19 protein-coding genes are annotated in these 18,712 nt (G+C 54.4%); 11 read left to right on the top strand and 8 right to left on the bottom strand.

Annotated elements, in window-relative coordinates; genetic code table 11:
- Positions 1-35: 35 nt before the first annotated feature.
- Positions 36-260, bottom strand: a complete 225-nt coding sequence (locus tag AC3G3F_RS06710) for a peptidase (RefSeq protein WP_226995555.1) — start codon at positions 258-260, stop codon at positions 36-38.
- Here AC3G3F_RS06710 and nlpD point away from each other — a divergent pair.
- Positions 151-1,221, top strand: a complete 1,071-nt coding sequence (nlpD, locus tag AC3G3F_RS06705; RefSeq protein WP_230389275.1) for a murein hydrolase activator NlpD — start codon at positions 151-153, stop codon at positions 1,219-1,221. The two genes, AC3G3F_RS06710 and nlpD, sit on opposite strands and share 110 nt — an antisense overlap.
- Positions 1,222-1,283: 62 nt before the next feature.
- Complete coding sequence (gene rpoS, locus AC3G3F_RS06700) at positions 1,284-2,276, top strand: RNA polymerase sigma factor RpoS (protein WP_000081498.1); 993 nt, start codon at positions 1,284-1,286, stop codon at positions 2,274-2,276.
- Positions 2,277-2,322: 46 nt separating this feature from the next.
- On the opposite strand, the gene AC3G3F_RS06695 is transcribed toward rpoS, so the two are convergent.
- From AC3G3F_RS06695 to AC3G3F_RS06685, 3 genes are read right to left on the bottom strand one after another with little or no spacing between them, the layout of a single operon-like run.
- Complete coding sequence (locus tag AC3G3F_RS06695; protein WP_000562967.1) at positions 2,323-2,559, bottom strand: non-oxidative hydroxyarylic acid decarboxylases subunit D; 237 nt, start codon at positions 2,557-2,559, stop codon at positions 2,323-2,325.
- A 10-nt stretch (positions 2,560-2,569) separates the two neighbouring features.
- Positions 2,570-3,997, bottom strand: coding sequence for a non-oxidative hydroxyarylic acid decarboxylases subunit C (locus AC3G3F_RS06690; RefSeq protein ID WP_053509128.1), 1,428 nt, complete (start codon positions 3,995-3,997; stop codon positions 2,570-2,572).
- Positions 3,997-4,590 (bottom strand): non-oxidative hydroxyarylic acid decarboxylases subunit B, encoded by a 594-nt coding sequence (locus AC3G3F_RS06685; protein WP_053509126.1) that lies wholly within the window; start codon positions 4,588-4,590, stop codon positions 3,997-3,999. The genes AC3G3F_RS06690 and AC3G3F_RS06685 overlap by 1 nt, the downstream gene beginning before the upstream one ends.
- 169 nt (positions 4,591-4,759) lie before the next feature.
- On the opposite strand from AC3G3F_RS06685, the gene AC3G3F_RS06680 reads away from it, so the two are divergent.
- Complete coding sequence (locus AC3G3F_RS06680; protein WP_023249311.1) at positions 4,760-5,164, top strand: MarR family winged helix-turn-helix transcriptional regulator; 405 nt, start codon at positions 4,760-4,762, stop codon at positions 5,162-5,164.
- An 18-nt stretch (positions 5,165-5,182) separates the two neighbouring features.
- On the opposite strand, the gene ygbI is transcribed toward AC3G3F_RS06680, so the two are convergent.
- A complete protein-coding gene (gene ygbI, locus AC3G3F_RS06675; protein ID WP_023249312.1) occupies positions 5,183-5,947 on the bottom strand; it encodes a DNA-binding transcriptional repressor YgbI in 765 nt (254 codons plus the stop codon).
- A gap of 196 nt (positions 5,948-6,143) precedes the next feature.
- On the opposite strand from ygbI, the gene ltnD reads away from it, so the two are divergent.
- From ltnD to AC3G3F_RS06645, 6 genes are read left to right on the top strand one after another with little or no spacing between them, the layout of a single operon-like run.
- Positions 6,144-7,067, top strand: a complete 924-nt coding sequence (gene ltnD / locus AC3G3F_RS06670) for an L-threonate dehydrogenase (RefSeq protein WP_023249313.1) — start codon at positions 6,144-6,146, stop codon at positions 7,065-7,067.
- Positions 7,061-8,323 (top strand): 3-oxo-tetronate kinase, encoded by a 1,263-nt coding sequence (gene otnK, locus AC3G3F_RS06665; protein WP_079796119.1) that lies wholly within the window; start codon positions 7,061-7,063, stop codon positions 8,321-8,323. Before ltnD ends, otnK begins: the two co-directional genes overlap by 7 nt.
- Positions 8,320-8,958 carry a 3-oxo-tetronate 4-phosphate decarboxylase gene (gene otnC / locus AC3G3F_RS06660; RefSeq protein ID WP_023249315.1) on the top strand — a complete coding sequence of 213 codons (639 nt, stop codon included), beginning with the start codon at positions 8,320-8,322 and terminating at the stop codon, positions 8,956-8,958. The genes otnK and otnC overlap by 4 nt, the downstream gene beginning before the upstream one ends.
- A 4-nt stretch (positions 8,959-8,962) precedes the next feature.
- Entirely contained in the window at positions 8,963-9,739 is a 777-nt protein-coding gene (locus AC3G3F_RS06655) for an HPr family phosphocarrier protein (protein WP_053529382.1), read from the top strand.
- Positions 9,740-9,778: 39 nt separating this feature from the next.
- A complete protein-coding gene (denD, locus tag AC3G3F_RS06650) occupies positions 9,779-10,729 on the top strand; it encodes a D-erythronate dehydrogenase (RefSeq protein ID WP_053509116.1) in 951 nt (316 codons plus the stop codon).
- Positions 10,726-12,222: a GntP family permease gene (locus AC3G3F_RS06645; protein ID WP_000202719.1), complete on the top strand. Its 1,497-nt coding sequence runs from the start codon at positions 10,726-10,728 to the stop codon at positions 12,220-12,222. The genes denD and AC3G3F_RS06645 overlap by 4 nt, the downstream gene beginning before the upstream one ends.
- Positions 12,223-12,263: 41 nt before the next feature.
- On the opposite strand, the gene AC3G3F_RS06640 is transcribed toward AC3G3F_RS06645, so the two are convergent.
- Positions 12,264-13,196 carry a LysR family transcriptional regulator gene (locus AC3G3F_RS06640; RefSeq protein ID WP_074177911.1) on the bottom strand — a complete coding sequence of 311 codons (933 nt, stop codon included), beginning with the start codon at positions 13,194-13,196 and terminating at the stop codon, positions 12,264-12,266.
- A gap of 87 nt (positions 13,197-13,283) precedes the next feature.
- On the opposite strand from AC3G3F_RS06640, the gene AC3G3F_RS06635 reads away from it, so the two are divergent.
- Positions 13,284-14,492, top strand: a complete 1,209-nt coding sequence (locus AC3G3F_RS06635; RefSeq protein ID WP_063390763.1) for an MFS transporter — start codon at positions 13,284-13,286, stop codon at positions 14,490-14,492.
- Entirely contained in the window at positions 14,489-14,869 is a 381-nt protein-coding gene (locus AC3G3F_RS06630; RefSeq protein ID WP_070801750.1) for a DUF4440 domain-containing protein, read from the top strand. Before AC3G3F_RS06635 ends, AC3G3F_RS06630 begins: the two co-directional genes overlap by 4 nt.
- Positions 14,870-14,924: 55 nt before the next feature.
- Here AC3G3F_RS06630 and mutS read toward each other — a convergent pair whose 3' ends face one another.
- Complete coding sequence (gene mutS / locus AC3G3F_RS06625; RefSeq protein ID WP_053529379.1) at positions 14,925-17,486, bottom strand: DNA mismatch repair protein MutS; 2,562 nt, start codon at positions 17,484-17,486, stop codon at positions 14,925-14,927.
- Between the two features lie 591 nt (positions 17,487-18,077).
- Entirely contained in the window at positions 18,078-18,521 is a 444-nt protein-coding gene (locus AC3G3F_RS06620) for an invasion lipoprotein InvH (RefSeq protein WP_488394691.1), read from the bottom strand.
- Positions 18,522-18,712: the final 191 nt, after the last annotated feature.

Here is an 18,712-nt window from a genome sequence, read left to right as displayed (position 1 = left end):
TGGGTTAAGCGTATCGTGAACACATTTTCCCGTGTTCACTTAATGCGTTGCACGGTTCTTACGTCACTGGTTGTTAACCAAATTTTTCCTGGGGGATAAATGAGCGCGGGAAGCCCAAAATTCACCGTTAGTCGCATTGCGGCACTGTCACTGGTTTCACTATGGCTGGCCGGTTGTACCAGTTCGTCAAACCCTCCGGCGCCGGTCACATCTGTGGACGGTGGTTCGTCATCAAATACCAATTCCGGGATGTTGATCACACCGCCGCCAAAAATGGGCGCGACGACGCAACAAGCGCCGCAAATTCAACCCGTTCAGCGTCCTGTTACGCAGCCCTTGCAAACTCAACCTGTCGCGGAACAGCCCGTACAGATGGAAAATGGGCGAATTGTATACAATCGCCAGTATGGGAATATTCCGAAAGGTAGCTACGCCGGTGGCAGTACTTACACCGTGAAAAAGGGTGATACGCTTTTTTACATCGCCTGGATTACCGGGAACGATTTCCGCGATCTGGCCCAGCGAAACAGTATTCCTGCCCCGTATAGCCTGAATGTGGGGCAAACTTTGCAAGTTGGCAACGCATCCGGTACGCCAATTACTGGCGGAAATGCGATCACTCAGGCGGATGCAGCACAGCAAGGAGTTGTGACCAGGCCTGCACAAAATTCCACCGTTGCAGTTGCGTCTCAACCAACAATTACGTATTCTGAGGGCTCAGGTGAACAAAGTGCTAACAAAATGTTGCCAAACAACAAGCCTGCTGGGACGGTTGTCACAGCGCCTGTAACGGCACCAACGGTAAGCACGACCGAACCAAATGCAAGCAGTACGTCAACCAGCGCGCCAATTTCCGCATGGCGCTGGCCGACGGATGGCAAAGTGATCGAAAACTTTGGCGCTTCCGAAGGGGGCAATAAAGGGATCGACATTGCAGGCAGTAAGGGACAGGCTATCGTCGCAACCGCAGATGGGCGCGTCGTATATGCCGGTAACGCACTGCGTGGTTACGGTAATCTTATTATCATCAAACATAACGATGATTACCTGAGCGCCTACGCCCATAATGATACGATGCTGGTCCGGGAACAACAGGAAGTTAAGGCGGGGCAAAAAATCGCTACTATGGGTAGCACCGGCACCAGCTCTACACGCTTGCATTTTGAAATTCGTTACAAGGGGAAATCCGTAAACCCGCTGCGTTATTTACCGCAGCGATAAAGCGGCGGAACCAGGCTTTGACTTGCTAGTTCCGTCAAGGGATCACGGGTAGGAGCCACCTTATGAGTCAGAATACGCTGAAAGTTCATGATTTAAATGAAGACGCGGAATTTGATGAGAACGGAGTAGAGGCTTTTGACGAAAAAGCCTTGAGTGAAGAGGAACCCAGTGATAACGACCTGGCTGAAGAAGAGCTGTTATCGCAAGGGGCCACACAACGTGTGTTGGACGCGACTCAGCTTTACCTTGGTGAGATTGGGTATTCACCACTGTTAACAGCCGAAGAAGAAGTCTATTTTGCGCGTCGCGCACTGCGTGGAGATGTCGCTTCTCGCCGTCGCATGATTGAGAGTAACCTGCGTCTGGTGGTAAAAATTGCCCGTCGTTATGGCAATCGTGGACTGGCGTTGCTGGACCTGATTGAAGAGGGCAATCTGGGGCTTATCCGTGCAGTCGAGAAGTTTGACCCGGAACGCGGGTTCCGCTTCTCAACATACGCAACCTGGTGGATTCGCCAGACAATCGAACGGGCGATTATGAACCAAACCCGTACGATTCGCTTGCCGATTCACATTGTTAAAGAGCTGAACGTATACCTGCGTACCGCGCGTGAGTTGTCGCATAAACTGGACCACGAACCGAGTGCGGAAGAAATTGCAGAGCAACTGGATAAACCGGTTGATGACGTCAGCCGTATGCTTCGTCTCAATGAGCGCATTACTTCGGTAGACACCCCGCTGGGCGGTGATTCCGAAAAAGCGTTGCTGGACATTCTGGCCGATGAAAAAGAGAACGGTCCGGAAGACACCACGCAAGATGACGATATGAAACAGAGCATCGTCAAATGGCTGTTCGAACTGAACGCCAAACAGCGTGAAGTGCTGGCGCGCCGTTTCGGTCTGCTGGGATATGAAGCTGCGACACTGGAAGATGTAGGCCGTGAAATCGGTCTTACGCGTGAACGTGTTCGTCAGATTCAGGTTGAAGGCCTGCGTCGTCTGCGCGAAATTCTGCAGACGCAGGGGCTGAATATCGAAGCGCTGTTCCGCGAGTAAGTACCTTTCGTCAAAAAAAGGCCAGTCGACAGACTGGCCTTTTTCTTTACCGTTTATCTTCTGCCAGCAGCGGCGGGATACTCGGCACCATTGGCGCGTTATCAATATCTTTTTGCGTCATGCGAAACGCTTGTGGATAGTGTTCGCGGCTGGTACGGCGTAACGGTTCGGTATCGCGCCAGGTATACAGGCAATGCTGACACTGATATACCGTCCAGACTCCTTTTACCGGCGAAGTCGCCATGAGTTCAATATGTGCATCGGCACAGCGTGGACAAATCATCGGTTACTCCTTATTTACGGTTGGCCAGCATGGCGGTCAGCTTTTCAGCCCAGGCGTTAGTTTCCGGTAAATCAACAACCGGCTGGCTATAGTGACCACGGTTATCTGGCGCAACCGGCGTGGTGGCGTCAATGATCAGCTTGTCGGTAATCCCCGCCGGGCTTGAACCCGGGTCCAGTTCCAGGACGGACATATTTGGTAGCTGTACCAGATCGCCTGCCGGGTTCACTTTCGACGACAATGCCCACATCACCTGCGGCAGATTAAACGGATCGACATCTTCATCGACCATAATCACCATCTTCACATATCCTAAACCGTGTGGCGTCGTCATCGCCCGCAGACCCACCGCGCGGGCGAAGCCGCCATAGCGTTTTTTGGTCGAGATGATGGCCAGCAGGCCGTGGGTGTACATGGCGTTTACCGCCTGCACTTCCGGAAATTCGGCCTTTAACTGTTGATACAGCGGCACGCAGGTCGCCGGTCCCATCAGGTAGTCGATTTCCGTCCACGGCATACCTAAATAGAGCGATTCAAAAATGGGTTTGCTGCGGTAAGAGACCTTATCGATACGCACCACGGTCATGTTGCGACCGCCGGAATAGTGGCCGGTAAATTCGCCGAACGGTCCTTCAATTTCGCGTTTACGGCTTTCGATGACCCCTTCGAGAATGACTTCAGATCCCCACGGTACATCAAAACCGGTCAGCGGCGCGGTAGCGATAGGATAGGGGCTTTCACGTAACGCGCCCGCCATTTCATACTCTGACTGATCGTATTTCAGCGGCGTTGCGCCCATCAGGGTAATGATCGGATCGTTACCCAGCGTGATCGCAATCGGCAGATCTTCGCCACGCTCTTCCGCTTTGTGCAGGTGCAATGCGATATCATGCATCGGTACCGGTTGCAGACCCAGCTTACGCTTGCCTTTAACTTCCATACGGTAGATACCGACGTTCTGCTTGCCGAAATTCTCGGGATCGAGCGGATCGCGTGATACCACACAGGCTTTATCCAGATAGAATCCACCGTCGCCGTCGTTCAGACGAAACAGTGGCAGGATATCAAACAGGTTGATTGCGTCGCCGTCGACGGTATTTTCCGCCCATCCCGGATTCGCCCGGCGTTCCGGCGCCACCGGAAAATTGTCCCAGCGGCGGATAAATTCATCGATCTGTTTTTTAACCGGCGTGTTAGGCGGCAAGCCCAGCGAGATGGCATGGTTCTGCCAGGAACCGATAGTATTCATTGCCACGCGGGCGTCGGTAAAACCACGAATATTGTCAAACCACAGCGCGGGCGCGCCATCACCGATTCGTCCCGTTGCGTTGGCTGCGGCGGCTAAATCCGGCTCCGCATTCACTTCCTCGCTGATTTTCAGCAGTTGTCCCTGCTGATCCAGCGCATGTAAAAAACTGCGCAAATCATCAAATGCCATTATCCATTCTCCTGTGAAAAATTTGCTGCCTGTCGCAGTCCTTGCCAGCGGCGCGCGCGCATATGCTCCAGACCAAACTGGTCGAGAACGCGCGCCACGATGTGCTGGATAATATCGTCAACGGTTTGCGGCAGGTTGTAGAATGCGGGCATGGGCGGCACTATCGCCACCCCCATACGAGAAAGCGCAAGCATGTTTTCCAGATGAATCGTGCTGAGCGGCATTTCCCGCGGCACCAACACCAGCTTGCGACCCTCTTTCAACACGACATCGGCAGCGCGTCCCACCAGCCCTTCGGCATAGCCGGCGCGAACCCCAGCCAGTGTTTTCATACTGCAGGGGATAATAATCATGCCGTCGGTACGAAATGAGCCGGAGGAAAGGGGCGCCGCCTGATCGGCCGGGCTATGACAATAATCTGCCAGGGCGGTTACCTCAGCGGGCGTGTAGGGCGTCTCCAGTTCGATAGTGGTTTTCGCCCACTTTGACATCACCAGATGCGTTTCAACATCAGGTAGCGCCCGCAATGCCTGGAGTAGCGCGACGCCAAGCGGCGCGCCGGTCGCGCCGGTCATCCCCACAATCAATCTCATTTCTTACCTCAATTATTGTTCGTATACGAACGTTTTGATCAAAATACGCCCACACGGCCCTCCCGGCAAGAGCCTCCCGACGCCTGCGCACGTTTAGCTAAAGCATTCGTCATTAAAAAACCCGGCATAAGTCGTTATGATAGAAAAAGTTAATTTATCCGGAGTGCTCATGGAGTTACGAAACACCGCGTTTCATCTGTTACGCCAACTTTTTCAGCAACATACCGCACGCTGGCAACATGAATTACCGGAACTGACCAAACCTCAATATGCGGTGATGCGCGTTATTGCTGAGCATCCGGGTATTGAACAGGTCGATCTGACCGAAGCGGCGGTCAGCACTAAAGCGACGCTGGCGGAGATGTTAAGCCGGATGGAAAATCGTGGGCTGGTAAAGCGAGAAAACGATCCGCTGGATAAGCGTCGGCGTTTTGTCTATCTCACCGTTCAGGGCCAAACGTTGCTCGCCGCCGCGATACCACAGGGGGATCGCGTGGACGATGAGTTTTTGGGACGACTGAGCGATGAAGAACGCGAACAGTTTACGCAACTGGTACGCAAAATGATGACGTAAGCGGCTTGCACCGCTTCGCTATTTTTTTGCCATCAGCAGTGAGATATCCACTTTGGCCAGCGCCCGAATAGCGCTTTCCGGCAGGCCGTCATCGGTGACGATTTGGTTGAATTCCGCCAACGGTAACGCCAGCCATGTGGCGACCTGGCCGTATTTGGTCGCGTCGCACACCAGAATTTTTTGTCGGCTGGCGCTGGCGACGGCCCGTTTCACCGCAACTTTATCTTCCGCTGGCGTTGAAATACCGCGCACGCTCCAGGAAGAGGCGGAAATAAAGGCCTGGTCAATCATCAACCCACGCAAAAGCGTCGCCGCGGCTTCGCCGACGCACGACCGGTTTTCCCGACATACTGCCCCGCCAGTGTGAATAATTGTGCAACCGCTATTGTCCATCAGGTAATCGGCGATAACGAAATCATTAGTCACCACCGTAAGTTTATTCATCGTAACAAGCTGTCTGGCAATCGCCAGCGTGGTAGTACCGGCGTCAAGGTAGATACAGCTTTCTGGCTGTACCAGGCTGGCGGCCAGTTTGCCAATCGCCGCTTTCTGCGGCGTCGCCAGTTCGCTTTTGATCTGATGCGAGGGTTCGTGCGCCACGCGAGTCGATGACTGCACTCCGCCAGAGACCTGGATTACCGCGCCTTGCTGCTCCAGTTTTTGTAAATCACGGCGGATGGTCATATGGGATACATGCATGCGCTCGGTCAGTTCAGCGATACTGACGATGCCTTTCTCCGCCACCATATCAAGAATTATTTGTCGACGCTCAGTAGGTATCAACGTCTGCTCCTTTCTTTAGTCCTGTCGCGATTTTACGCGATTTCTCGCCACAGCGTGTGAAGTTCTATGGGGATTGTCTTCACAAAAAATAACATATTTTGTTATTTTTTGTGAATCAACTCACCGCAATTGTTTACAAAAACGCCTATATTCACATAACAAAACATAATATCACGTAAATTAACATGGAGTGATAATGACAACAGGAACTGATTTTCATGTCGGCATTGTGGGGCTTGGCTCAATGGGAATGGGCGCTGCTCGTTCATGCCTGCGTGCCGGGCTTTCCACATGGGGGGCCGATCTTAACCCGCAAGCGTGCGCGAATCTGCTCGCTGAAGGGGCTTGTGGGACTGCCGCCAGCGCCAGGGAGTTCGCCGGAGTCGTGGATGCGTTAGTTATTCTGGTCGTCAATGCCGCCCAGGTCAGACAGGTTCTATTCGGTGAGGATGGCGTTGCCCATCTGATGAAACCCGGCAGCGCGGTAATGGTTTCGTCCACGATTTCAAGCGCCGACGCGCAAGAGATCGCCGCGGCGTTGACGGCATTGAATCTTAACATGCTGGATGCGCCGGTTTCCGGCGGCGCGGTAAAAGCGGCGCAGGGCGAAATGACGGTGATGGCCTCCGGGAGCGAGGCGGCGTTTACCCGCCTGAAGCCTGTGCTGGACGCCGTTGCCAGCAACGTTTATCGCATCAGCGATACGCCGGGCGCAGGCTCAACCGTCAAAATCATTCATCAACTGCTGGCTGGAGTGCATATTGCGGCGGCGGCCGAAGCGATGGCGCTGGCCGCGCGGGCCGGTATTCCTCTGGACGTGATGTATGACGTCGTGACCCATGCCGCCGGAAACTCCTGGATGTTCGAAAACCGTATGCAGCATGTCGTTGACGGCGACTATACCCCACGTTCGGCAGTCGACATTTTTGTCAAAGATTTGGGGTTGGTTGCCGACACGGCGAAAGCGCTACGCTTCCCCTTACCTCTCGCTTCTACGGCATTAAATATGTTCACCAGCGCCAGTAATGCCGGTTATGGCAAACAGGATGACAGCGCAGTGATCAAAATTTTCTCGGGGATTACTCTGCCTGGCGTCACGCCTGAGGAGCCGTCATGTTAAAAATTGGCGTCATTGCCGATGATTTCACCGGCGCGACCGACATCGCCAGTTTTCTGGTCGAAAACGGGATGCCGACAGTGCAGATCAATGATGTCCCAACCGGGACGCAACCGGAAGGGTGTGACGCGCTGGTTATCAGCCTGAAAATCCGCTCATGCCCGGCGCAAGAGGCGATAAAACAATCGCTGGCGGCGCTGGCATGGCTGAAAAAACAGGGCTGCCAGCAGGTCTATTTCAAATATTGCTCGACTTTCGATAGTACCGCTGAAGGCAATATCGGCCCGGTCACCGACGCGTTGATGGTGGCGCTGGATACCTCATTTACCGTGATTTCTCCCGCGCTGCCGGTTAACGGACGCACGGTCTATCAGGGTTATCTGTTTGTCATGAACCAATTGCTGGCGGAGTCCGGTATGCGCCACCACCCTATCAATCCGATGACCGACAGTTACCTGCCGCGTCTGATGGAAGCACAGGCGCAAGGGCGCTGCGGCGTTATTCCGGCCCAGACGCTTGATGAAGGCGTTGCAGCGACCCGTGCGGCGCTGTCGCGTTTACAGCAGGAAGGATACCGCTACGCGGTACTTGACGCGCTCAATGAGCGACATCTGGAAATGCAGGGCGAGGTTTTGCGTGATGCCCCTCTGGTAACTGGCGGTTCCGGGCTGGCAATGGGGCTGGCGCGTCAGTGGGCGAAGAGTGGCGCTTCTCAGGCCCGCTCCGCAGGCTATCCGCTGAGCGGCCGCGCGGTGGTGCTTTCCGGTTCCTGTTCGCAGATGACGAACCAGCAGGTGGCCTGTTATCGACAACATGCTCCCACACGCGACGTTGACGTGGCGTGCTGCCTGTCATCCGAGACGCGCGAGGCCTACGCCGAAGCGCTGGCGCAGTGGGTGCTCAGTCAGGATAGCGAACTGGCGCCAATGATTAGCGCCACCGCCTCCACGCAGGCGCTGGCTGCCATCCAGCAGCAATACGGCGCTGCCGAAGCCAGCCATGCGGTAGAGACGCTCTTTTCACTGCTGGCCGCTCGCTTAGCCGAAGGCGGTATCACCCGGTTTATCGTGGCGGGCGGCGAAACGTCGGGCGTGGTGACGCAAAGCCTCGGTATTACCGGTTTTCACATCGGACCGTGCATTTCACCCGGCGTGCCGTGGGTCAACGCGCTCCATGCGCCAGTCTCGCTGGCGCTGAAGTCAGGTAATTTTGGCGATGAATCCTTTTTCATACGCGCTCAAAGGGAGTTTCAGGTATGACGACTCTGGCAAAAGAAGAGCACGCTTTGCGAGACGAGATGGTCAGGATAGCTGCCTCGTTTTTCCAGCGTGGCTATGCTACCGGCTCGGCAGGCAACCTCTCGCTGTTACTGCCGGACGGCAATATTCTGGCAACGCCCACCGGTTCGTGTCTGGGTAATCTCGACCCGCAGCGGCTATCCAAAGTGGACCCGCAGGGCGAATGGCTCAGCGGCGATAAACCGTCTAAAGAGGTGCGTTTTCATCTGGCGTTGTATCGCAATAACCCTTGCTGCAAGGCCGTGGTACATCTGCACAGCACCTGGTCAACGGCGCTTTCCTGTCTCGAAGGACTGGACCCGCAAAATGTGATTCGCCCGTTTACCCCGTATGTGGTGATGCGGATGGGGGACATTCCGCTGGTTCCTTACTATCGCCCGGGGGATGACCGAATTGCCCGCGATCTGGCCGCGCTGGCGGGCCAGCATCAGGCCTTTTTACTGGCCAATCATGGGCCGGTAGTGTGCGGGGAGAATTTGCAGGAAGCCGCTAATAATACCGAGGAGCTGGAAGAGACGGCAAAGCTGATTTTTATCCTTGGCGAACGCCCGATTCGTTATTTAACCACCGAAGAAATTGCGCAGTTAAGGAGATAACCCGATGCCGCGTTTTGCCGCCAATTTGTCGATGATGTTTACCGAAGCGCCGTTTATCGAGCGTTTTGCCGCCGCTGCCGCAGCCGGTTTTCAGGCCGTTGAGTTTCTGTTCCCCTACGACTTTGCCGCCAGCGAGATTAAAGCCCAGCTATTGCGTCATGATCTGACGCTGGCGCTGTTTAATACTTCGGCGGGCGATATCGCAGCGGGCGAGTGGGGGCGTGCCGCGCTGCCGGGGCGCGAACACGACGCGCGAGCCGATATCGATCTGGCGCTGGAATACGCTCTTGCGCTGGAATGCGAGCAGGTTCATATCATGGCGGGCGTAGTGCCGGATGGCGCTGATGGCGCACGTTATCGCGCCACGTTTATCGATAATTTGCGTTATGCCGCCGACCGGTTTGCCGCCCACGATAAACGTATTTTGATCGAAGCGCTGAGTCCCGGCGTTAAACCCGGCTACCTCTTTTCCAGCCAATATCAGGCGCTGGGCATCGCAGAAGAGGTTGACCGCCCGAATGTGTTCATCCAGCTCGACACTTTCCACGCGCAAAAAGTGGATGGCAATTTGAGTCACCTGATTCGCGAGTACGCGGGCCGCTATGCCCATGTGCAAATCGCCTCGCTACCGGACAGACATGAACCGGATGATGGCGAGATCAACTACCCGTGGCTGTTCCGGTTGTTCGATGACGTGGGTTATCGCGGCTGGATAGGCTGCGAATACCAACCACGGAATACCACTCAGGACGGGCTTGGCTGGTTTAACGCCTGGCGCTAATCCTGAACTACCCTACACAACAATAAAGAGGACATCCGGATGCAGATTATCATTACCGGCGGGGGCGGCTTTTTAGGCCAGAAACTCGCAAGCGCCTTATTAAATTCATCGCTGGCGTTTAACGAACTGCTTCTTGTTGATTTAAAAATGCCTGCACGGTTATCAGACTCCCCTCGTTTACGCTGCCTGGAAGCTGACTTAACCCAGCCGGGCGTGCTGGAGAATGTGATTACCGCTAATACCTCTGTTGTTTATCATCTCGCTGCGATTGTCAGCAGTCATGCGGAAGACGATTTCGATCTGGGATGGAAAGTTAATCTGGATCTTACCCGCCAGTTACTTGAGGCGTGTCGTCGGCAACCGCAGAAAATTCGTTTTGTCTTCTCCAGCTCGCTTGCCGTTTATGGCGGTACGCTGCCGGAATGCGTCACCGATACCACCGCGCTCACGCCGCGCTCGTCTTATGGCGCGCAGAAGGCCGCCTGTGAACTGTTGGTCAACGATTATACCCGCAAAGGCTATGTGGATGGGCTGGCGCTGCGTTTGCCGACGATCTGTGTTCGCCCGGGTAAACCAAACCGCGCCGCTTCTTCTTTTGTCAGCGCGATTATTCGTGAACCGTTGCAGGGCGAGACGACCATCTGCCCGGTATCGGAAAGTTTGCGTTTGTGGATTTCCAGCCCGGCGGCGGTGATCCATAACCTGTCGCTGGCCGCAACGTTACCCTCGCCTGGTGAGGCGAGCAGTATCAACTTGCCCGGGATCAGCGTAACCGTGGGCGAGATGCTGGAAACGTTGCGTCAGACGGGCGGTCAGGCGGCGCGCGATCGGGTTACGCATCAGCGCGACGAAGGCGTCGAGAAAATCGTCGCCTCCTGGCCGGGACGTATCGATAACCAGCGTGCGCTGGCGTTAGGTTTTGTCGCCGACAAGCGTTTCGATGACATTATCGAACGCTTTCGACAAGATGATATGGAGACGAGGTCATGACAAGTTTACCGACACCGATTATCGGCCTGATCGTTGCCGTTTTCGTTCTGGTATGGCTGGTGTTACGCACCCGCGTTCATGCGCTGATCGCGATGCTGGCGGCGGCCTGTATTGCCGGTTTGTTGGGGGGAATGGGCATTGATAAAACGCTCTCTGTCATCACCAGTGGATTCGGCACGACGCTGGGCAGCATTGGCCTGGTGATTGGTCTCGGCGTAATGATGGGACGCTTGCTGGAGGTCTCCGGCGCGGCGGAGCGTATCGCCTGGAGCTTTATCAAATGGCTGGGGAAACGTCGTGAAGAGTGGGCGCTGGCGATCACGGGTTATATTGTCAGTATCCCGATTTTCGTCGATTCCGCTTTTGTGATTCTTTATCCGGTAGCGAAAGCGCTGGCGAAAAGCGGTAAACGTTCGCTGCTGACGCTGGGCGTCGCGCTGGCGGGCGGGCTGGTGGTCACTCACCATACGGTGCCCCCGACGCCCGGCCCGCTGGGGGTAGCCGGGATTTTTAACGTCGACATCGGCGCAATGTTATTGACCGGGATGGCGCTGGCGGTGCCCTGTGTGATCGGCATTGTGTTCTATGCGCAGTGGCTGGATAAACGCTACCCTGATTTCGTGCCGCGCACGCTGAACGCCGATGAAGTAAATGCCGCGCTGGAGCAGTACAACAAAGAGAAAGAGCAAAAGGATCTGCCGAGCCTGACGCTCTCACTGCTGCCTATTGTGGTACCGATCGTTCTGATCTTCCTGAAGGCTATCTGTTCCACCCTCGCCACCATAGAAGGATGGTCCGGTCTGGCGACGCATCCGGTGGTACAGGCAATCAACTTTGTGGGAAGTCCAGTGATCGCGTTGGCAATCAGCGTTCTGCTGGCGGTGTATACGCTGGTGCCGCGCATGGATAAACATACCACCGCAGAGCGTCTGGAAGAGGGTTTGCAAAGCGCCGGGATTATCTTACTGGTCACGGGTGCTGGCGGCGCGTTAGGCGCGATCCTGCGCGACAGCGGCGCGGGTCAACAGCTGGCGGAGCAGGTTGCCAACCTGCCGATCTCGCCGATCCTGATCCCATTTATCGTGGCGACGCTGGTACGCCTGATTCAGGGATCGGGGACGGTGGCGATGATCACTGCCGCCTCGATTTCCGCGCCGATCCTGGCGCAGATCCCCGGCATCAATATGTTGCTTGCCGCTCAGGCCGCAACGATGGGGTCGCTGTTCTTCGGCTACTTTAACGACAGCCTGTTCTGGGTGGTTAACCGCATGATGGGCGTCTCTGATGTCAAACAGCAGATGGTGGTTTGGTCTGTACCGACGACCATTGCCTGGGCGATTGGCGGCACCGGCGTGGCGCTGATTAACCTGCTGTTCGGTTCCGGCGGCAGTTGGCTCGATCCGTTATTGCCGATTGTCGTTCTGGCGGCAATTATGCTGTGGGTGCGCTGGCAGGCGCAGGGGATCAAAGACAAGCTGGTGGTTAAGGATTAAGACGATATTATCCGTCCGGGAGCGCAATGCTCCCGGACTGGCTACGATGATGGGGCGTGCTCCCCGCAATCCCATTGCGAACGTAAAAAATCAATAAATGCGCGTACTTTTGTCGATACATGGCGGGCGTCCGGATAAACGGCATAAATGCCCTGGCGGGGAAAATGATAGTCGGGTAACACGTGAATTAACGTTCCATCCTCCAGTGCGGTTTTGACTAACCATCGCGGCAATAATGCGACGCCGCTTCCCGCGAGAGCGAAGGCCATCAGCGAGCGGGCGCTGTTGACAGAAATTCTGCCGGCTTTACTTATCTCCAGGCGCGAGTGTTGGCCATGATTATTCGTTATTGTCCATCGTAGCGGCGTAGGTAATCGCTCATGAATAATCCATTCTGCCTGGGCCAATGATTCCAGCGACGAAACAGGGTAGTGGGCGAGCCACTGCGGCGCGGCGACCGGTAGAATGGTAAAGCGGGATATCAGCGCGGCGCGATAGCGGGAGTCCGCCAGCGAGCCAAGCCGAATCGCCACATCAAAGCGCTCAGCAATTAAATCGGCATGATGTGATGAGGACATATGCCGAATACGGAGATCGGGATGGCGTTGACTAAACTGCGCCAATACCGGAATGACCACCTGTTCGCCAAACTCGGGTGTGGTGGTAATACGTAACTCGCCGCCCAGCCCACTATGGCTGGCGCGCACTTCATCCTGCAAATTTTTCGCTGCGTTGAGTAAATTCACGCCTTTTTGGTAAAAGAGGACGCCGGCGTCTGTGAGCGTCAGTTGTCGGGTGGAACGTAGCAGTAACGTTACGCCGAGCTCTTTTTCAAGCTGCCGAATATTAAAGCTCACTACCGCTTTTGTTTGGCCCGATGCGGCGGCGGCGGCCGTGAAGCTGCCGCTATCTACCACGGCGACAAACAGCGACATACGCTGCAAATTGAGCATGGCGAGTTCCTTTACTGTCAAAATTATTTTGACAGTATATCGTTGAAGCGCGGACTTATCTGGTTTTCTCCGGACGGCTACATTAGTGCCTCTGGCGGAGGATGCATAATGACGTATCGCAGTAAAGTGGCGGTGGTTTACCTGCTTGGCTTCTTTCTTGATCTGATTAATCTGTTTATCGCCAGCGTGGCTTTTCCCGCGATGTCCGTGGATCTGCATACGTCCATATCGGCGCTGGCATGGGTGAGTAACGGTTATATTGCAGGATTAACGCTGATCGTTCCGTTTAGCGCGTTTCTTTCGCGTTATCTCGGCGCACGACGGCTGATCATGTTTTCGCTCATTCTGTTTAGCGTTGCCGCCGCTGCCGCAGGTTTTGCCGATTCCTTACACAGCCTTGTTTTCTGGCGTATTGTGCAGGGGGCGGGCGGTGGTTTATTGATCCCGGTTGGTCAGGCGTTAACCTGGCAACAGTTTAAACCGCATGAACGCGCTGGCGTGTCATCGGTTGTCATGATGGTGGCGCTACTGGCGCCGGCATGTTCGCCTGCGATTGGCGGGCTGCTGGTGGAAACGTGCGGCTGGCGCTGGATATTCTTTGCTACGCTGCCGGTGGCCGTTCTCACTTTATTGCTCGCTTATCGTTGGCTGAACGTCGCTTCGACGACAATGGCGTCAGCAAGATTGCTCCATCTGCCGTTGTTGACGGACAGGCTGCTGCGTTTTGCCATGATCGTCTATCTGTGTGTGCCGGGTATGTTCATTGGTATCAGCGTGGTCGGGATGTTTTATCTACAGAACGTCGCGCAGCTATCGCCTGCGGTGGCGGGGTCGCTGATGCTCCCCTGGTCGATCGCTTCATTTGTCGCCATTATGCTTACCGGACGTTACTTCAATCAGCTTGGGCCGCGTCCGCTGATTATCGTCGGCTGTCTTCTTCAGGCCGCAGGGATACTACTTTTAACTAACGTTACGCCTGCGACATCTCATCGTGTACTGATGATGATATTCGCGTTAATGGGCGCTGGCGGCAGTTTGTGCAGCAGTACCGCGCAGAGTGGCGCTTTCCTGACTATTGCTCGCCGGGACATGCCTGACGCCAGCGCGCTATGGAATCTTAATCGTCAGCTCAGCTTTTTCATTGGCGCGACGCTGTTGACGCTGCTGTTAAACGCACTCCAGCGCGTTATGTCGCTTGAGGTTGCTTATCGCTGGACCTTTATTGCCGCAGCCGGTATCACCCTGCTGCCCCTTATTTACGCTGTCTGTCTAAACAATAGAAAAGCGCTTCTGTGCCTGAAAAAGGAAAGACCATGAATCCATATAAAGAAGAGATTATTCACGCCCATGAGGCGATTGAGAACTGGCTTAGCAAGGGTATGGGCAGCCTGGAGGCGTTGATACCGCGTTTCGCTGCTGATTTTACGCTGATAACGCCAGGCGGTGTTTGTCTGGATTATCCGGCGCTTGGCGCTTTTTTCCAGGCGCAGCGCGCGTGTCGCCCGGGGCTGGTTATCGTGGTTGAGCACATTGACCTTGTGGCGGAGTGGCCGGAAGGCGCCGCGCTTCATTATCGTGAGCGGCAGCAACTGCCGGGCCAGGCAGAGACGGTACGCTGGTCGACGGTCATTTTAAAAAGGGAAAGAGGACGGATAGTCTGGCGCCATTTACACGAAACGACAGTCACAGCCTGAAAAGCCTGTTCCGGCGCGCGGACCCGATAGCGCGGCGCTATCGGGCCTGACACGTTTACACCAGACTTTTCAGCCGATAGATCCACTCCAGCGCCTGGCGTGGCGTCAGGGAGTCCGGATCGAGATTCTCCAGCGCTTCAACGGCGGGCGATGTCTCTTCCGGAGCGGCAAGCAACGACATTTGCGTGCCGTCCACCTGCGTTGCCGCCGCAGTGGGCGAGATGCTCTCCAGCTCGCGGAGTTTTTGCCGCGCGCGTTTGATTACCTCTTTAGGGACGCCGGCAAGCGCCGCGACCGCCAGACCATAGCTCTTACTTGCCGCGCCGTCCTGCACGCTGTGCATAAACGCGATAGTATCGCCGTGTTCCAGCGCATCCAGGTGGACGTTCGCTACGCCTTCCATTTTCTCCGGTAATTGGGTCAGCTCGAAGTAGTGGGTAGCGAACAGCGTTAACGCTTTAATCTTATTCGCGAGGTTCTCCGCGCAGGCCCAGGCCAGCGACAGCCCGTCATACGTGGAGGTACCGCGTCCGATTTCATCCATCAATACCAGACTGTTTTCCGTCGCATTATGCAGAATGTTCGCGGTTTCGGTCATCTCCACCATAAAGGTCGAACGCCCGGAGGCCAGGTCGTCTGCTGCGCCGACACGGGTAAAAATACGGTCGATTGGGCCGATTTCCACGTTTTGCGCTGGCACGTAACTGCCAATATAAGCCAGCAGGGCGATCAATGCCGTTTGTCGCATATAGGTACTTTTACCGCCCATATTCGGCCCGGTGATAATCAACATCCGGCGCTGCGGCGACAGATTGAGCGGGTTAGCGATAAACGGCTCATTCAGTACCTGCTCTACCACCGGGTGGCGACCTTCGGCGATACGAATACCAGGTTTGTCGGTAAACGTCGGACAGGTGTAATTCAGCGTCCAGGCACGTTCGGCCAGGTTAACCAGTACATCCAGTTCCGCCAGCGCGTTGGCGCTCTGCTGTAAATCCGCCAGATGCGGTAACAGCAGATCAAACAATTCGTCGTATAGCTGTTTTTCCAGCGCCAGCGCTTTGCCTTTCGAGGTCAGAACCTTATCTTCGTACTCTTTTAGCTCAGGAATAATGTAGCGTTCGGCATTTTTCAGCGTCTGGCGACGCACGTAATTGATGGGCGCCAGATGGCTTTGACCACGGCTAATCTGAATGTAATAACCATGCACAGCGTTATAGCCGACTTTCAACGTATCCAGCCCGGTACGCTCACGCTCGCGAATTTCCAGACGATCGAGATAATCGGTGGCGCCGTCCGCCAGCGCGCGCCATTCGTCCAGCTCTTCGTGATAGCCGGGCGCAATAACGCCGCCGTCGCGGACCAGTACTGGCGGCGCGTCAATAATGGCGCGTTCCAGAAGATCGCGCAGCTCGGCAAAATCGCCCATTTTTTTACGCAATGCCTGCACCGGCGCGCTGTCAACGGTTTCAAGCTGAGCGTGCAATTCCGGCAGTTGCTGGAAGGCATGACGCATTCGGGCGAGATCGCGCGGACGCGCGGTGCGCAGTGCCAAACGCGCAAGGATACGCTCCAGATCGCCGACCTGACGCAGCACCGGTTGCAGTTCGCTGACGGTGTCCTGCAAGGCGCCGATGGTCTGTTGGCGTTCACGCAATATGTCGGTATTTCGTACCGGCATATGCAGCCAGCGTTTAAGCATTCGGCTACCCATTGGCGTCACGGTACAGTCAAGCACCGCGGCGAGGGTATTTTCGACACCGCCGGCCAGGTTCTGGGTAATTTCCAGATTGCGGCGGGTCGCGGCATCCATAATGATGCTGTCCTGCTGGCGTTCCATCGTAATGGAGCGAATATGCGGCAGGGAGGTGCGCTGGGTATCTTTTACGTACTGTAACAGGCAGCCTGCCGCACATAATCCACGCGAGGCATTTTCGACGCCGAAACCGACCAGATCCCGCGTACCGAATTGCAGATTTAACTGCTGGCGGGCGGTATCAATCTCAAACTCCCACAACGGGCGACGGCGCAGACCCCGGCGTCCCTCTATTAACGCCATTTCAGCAAAATCTTCGGCATACAATAGTTCGGCGGGATTGGTGCGCTGCAGCTCTGCGGCCATCGTTTCACGGTCGGCGGGTTCGCTCAGACGAAAGCGCCCGGAGCTGATATCCAGCGTGGCGTAACCGTAGCCTTTACCATCCTGCCAGATAGCCGCCAGCAGGTTATCCTGACGCTCCTGTAGCAGGGCTTCATCACTGATGGTGCCAGGCGTAACGATACGCACGACCTTACGTTCAACGGGACCTTTGCTGGTGGCCGGGTCGCCAATCTGTTCGCAAATAGCGACGGATTCGCCCTGATTGACCAGTTTTGCGAGGTAGTTTTCTACGGCGTGGTGCGGGATACCCGCCATAGGGATAGGTTCGCCAGCCGATGCGCCGCGTTTGGTCAGCGAAATATCAAGCAACTGCGACGCACGCTTTGCGTCGTCATAAAACAGTTCGTAAAAGTCGCCCATACGATAAAACAGCAGAATCTCCGGGTGCTGGGCTTTCAGTTTGAGATACTGCTGCATCATCGGCGTGTGTAAATCCAGGTTTTTAATGTCAGTCATAGACGTATGCTTATTAATCATTTGAATTTTAAACAAATTTTATTCATTCTGGCTTTATGTCTCATATATTGCATAAAAGGAGGGGCGGGTCAGACTTGCCGACACGGCCTGGACCTTTGACGTTGGCAAAAGGATAAACCCCACAAATTAAGGCAACCATATCATCAGCTAAAATGGGATTTATCGGGCGCTTCAGGCATCGAGACGTTTCTGCCGCTATACTAGCCTAGTAGCCAATACGCTGTCACAGGTAAAAAGAACGTTATCCGCAAAAAGTGGATGGGGTATCGCAAGAATGCGAACATGCGGGGAAAGAGGGGGATGTCAGTTTACCGCGATATACCAGACAATAGATTGTCAGTATAAGTTTCGGCTATTTTCCCGGGTTTGGGAAAGCAGTTCTTTATCACAAATAAAAAAGCAGCAGCGAGGCGCTGCTGTATCAAAAAACAGTTTGATAAATGCAACGTAAGAGACAAGTGGCCAACCGTAAAAGTGACCACAACTATAATAGTTATATTGATATTAGGTGGCAATGCAAAATGTAGTCTTAATTATGTCATGATGAGTTCAGCCAAAGGTCGTATGACATTATAAGGCTTGCAGCCTTTCATGGGCAACAAGTAACGTTTGATATATGCTTAAATTCTTATTCCCGGGTTCGAGCAGAACTTTTTTAAATTCGGTCATCAGTTGCTCTTCATCTTCTTTCGAACGCATATATTGTGGATGTTCCTGGAAGAAGGTGAACGCCTGCTCTTTGGTTTGTTTATATTTTTCGCAAAAAACGCTTGAGCTGATTGTGTTATTTTTTGATGCGGAATTATCAGCGTTCTGATTTGATAATGTTTTATTCTTCGCAAGGTCTGACGGTACATACGGAAGAGACAGACACTCATCAATACTATTTGCACTGGCCTGTTGCTCCTTTTGAGCGCCAGTCTGTTGTACAGGTTTACTCCCGGAGATAGGGAGAGGTATCTGGGCACAGCCGATCAGTAAAAAGATAGGAAGACAACTATAAATTTTGTTCATATTATACTCCTGCTACAGAAGAATGATGCTTAATGTTTTAATACAACTGTCAGAACGTTATCTGACAACAGTTATAAGGGGAATATGCCTTTCAGGAATGCTAGCAAAAAAAATTCTTGATATAAACAGTTAATTCTCTATGCCGGTGACATTATCTGATTTTTTACTGCTATGAAATAATAGGCCAGAAT

The organism is Salmonella sp. FC25216 (assembly GCF_057751355.1).
The sequence above is the reverse complement of the archived record's forward strand: the minus strand, read 5'-3'. Positions and strand labels throughout refer to the sequence as shown.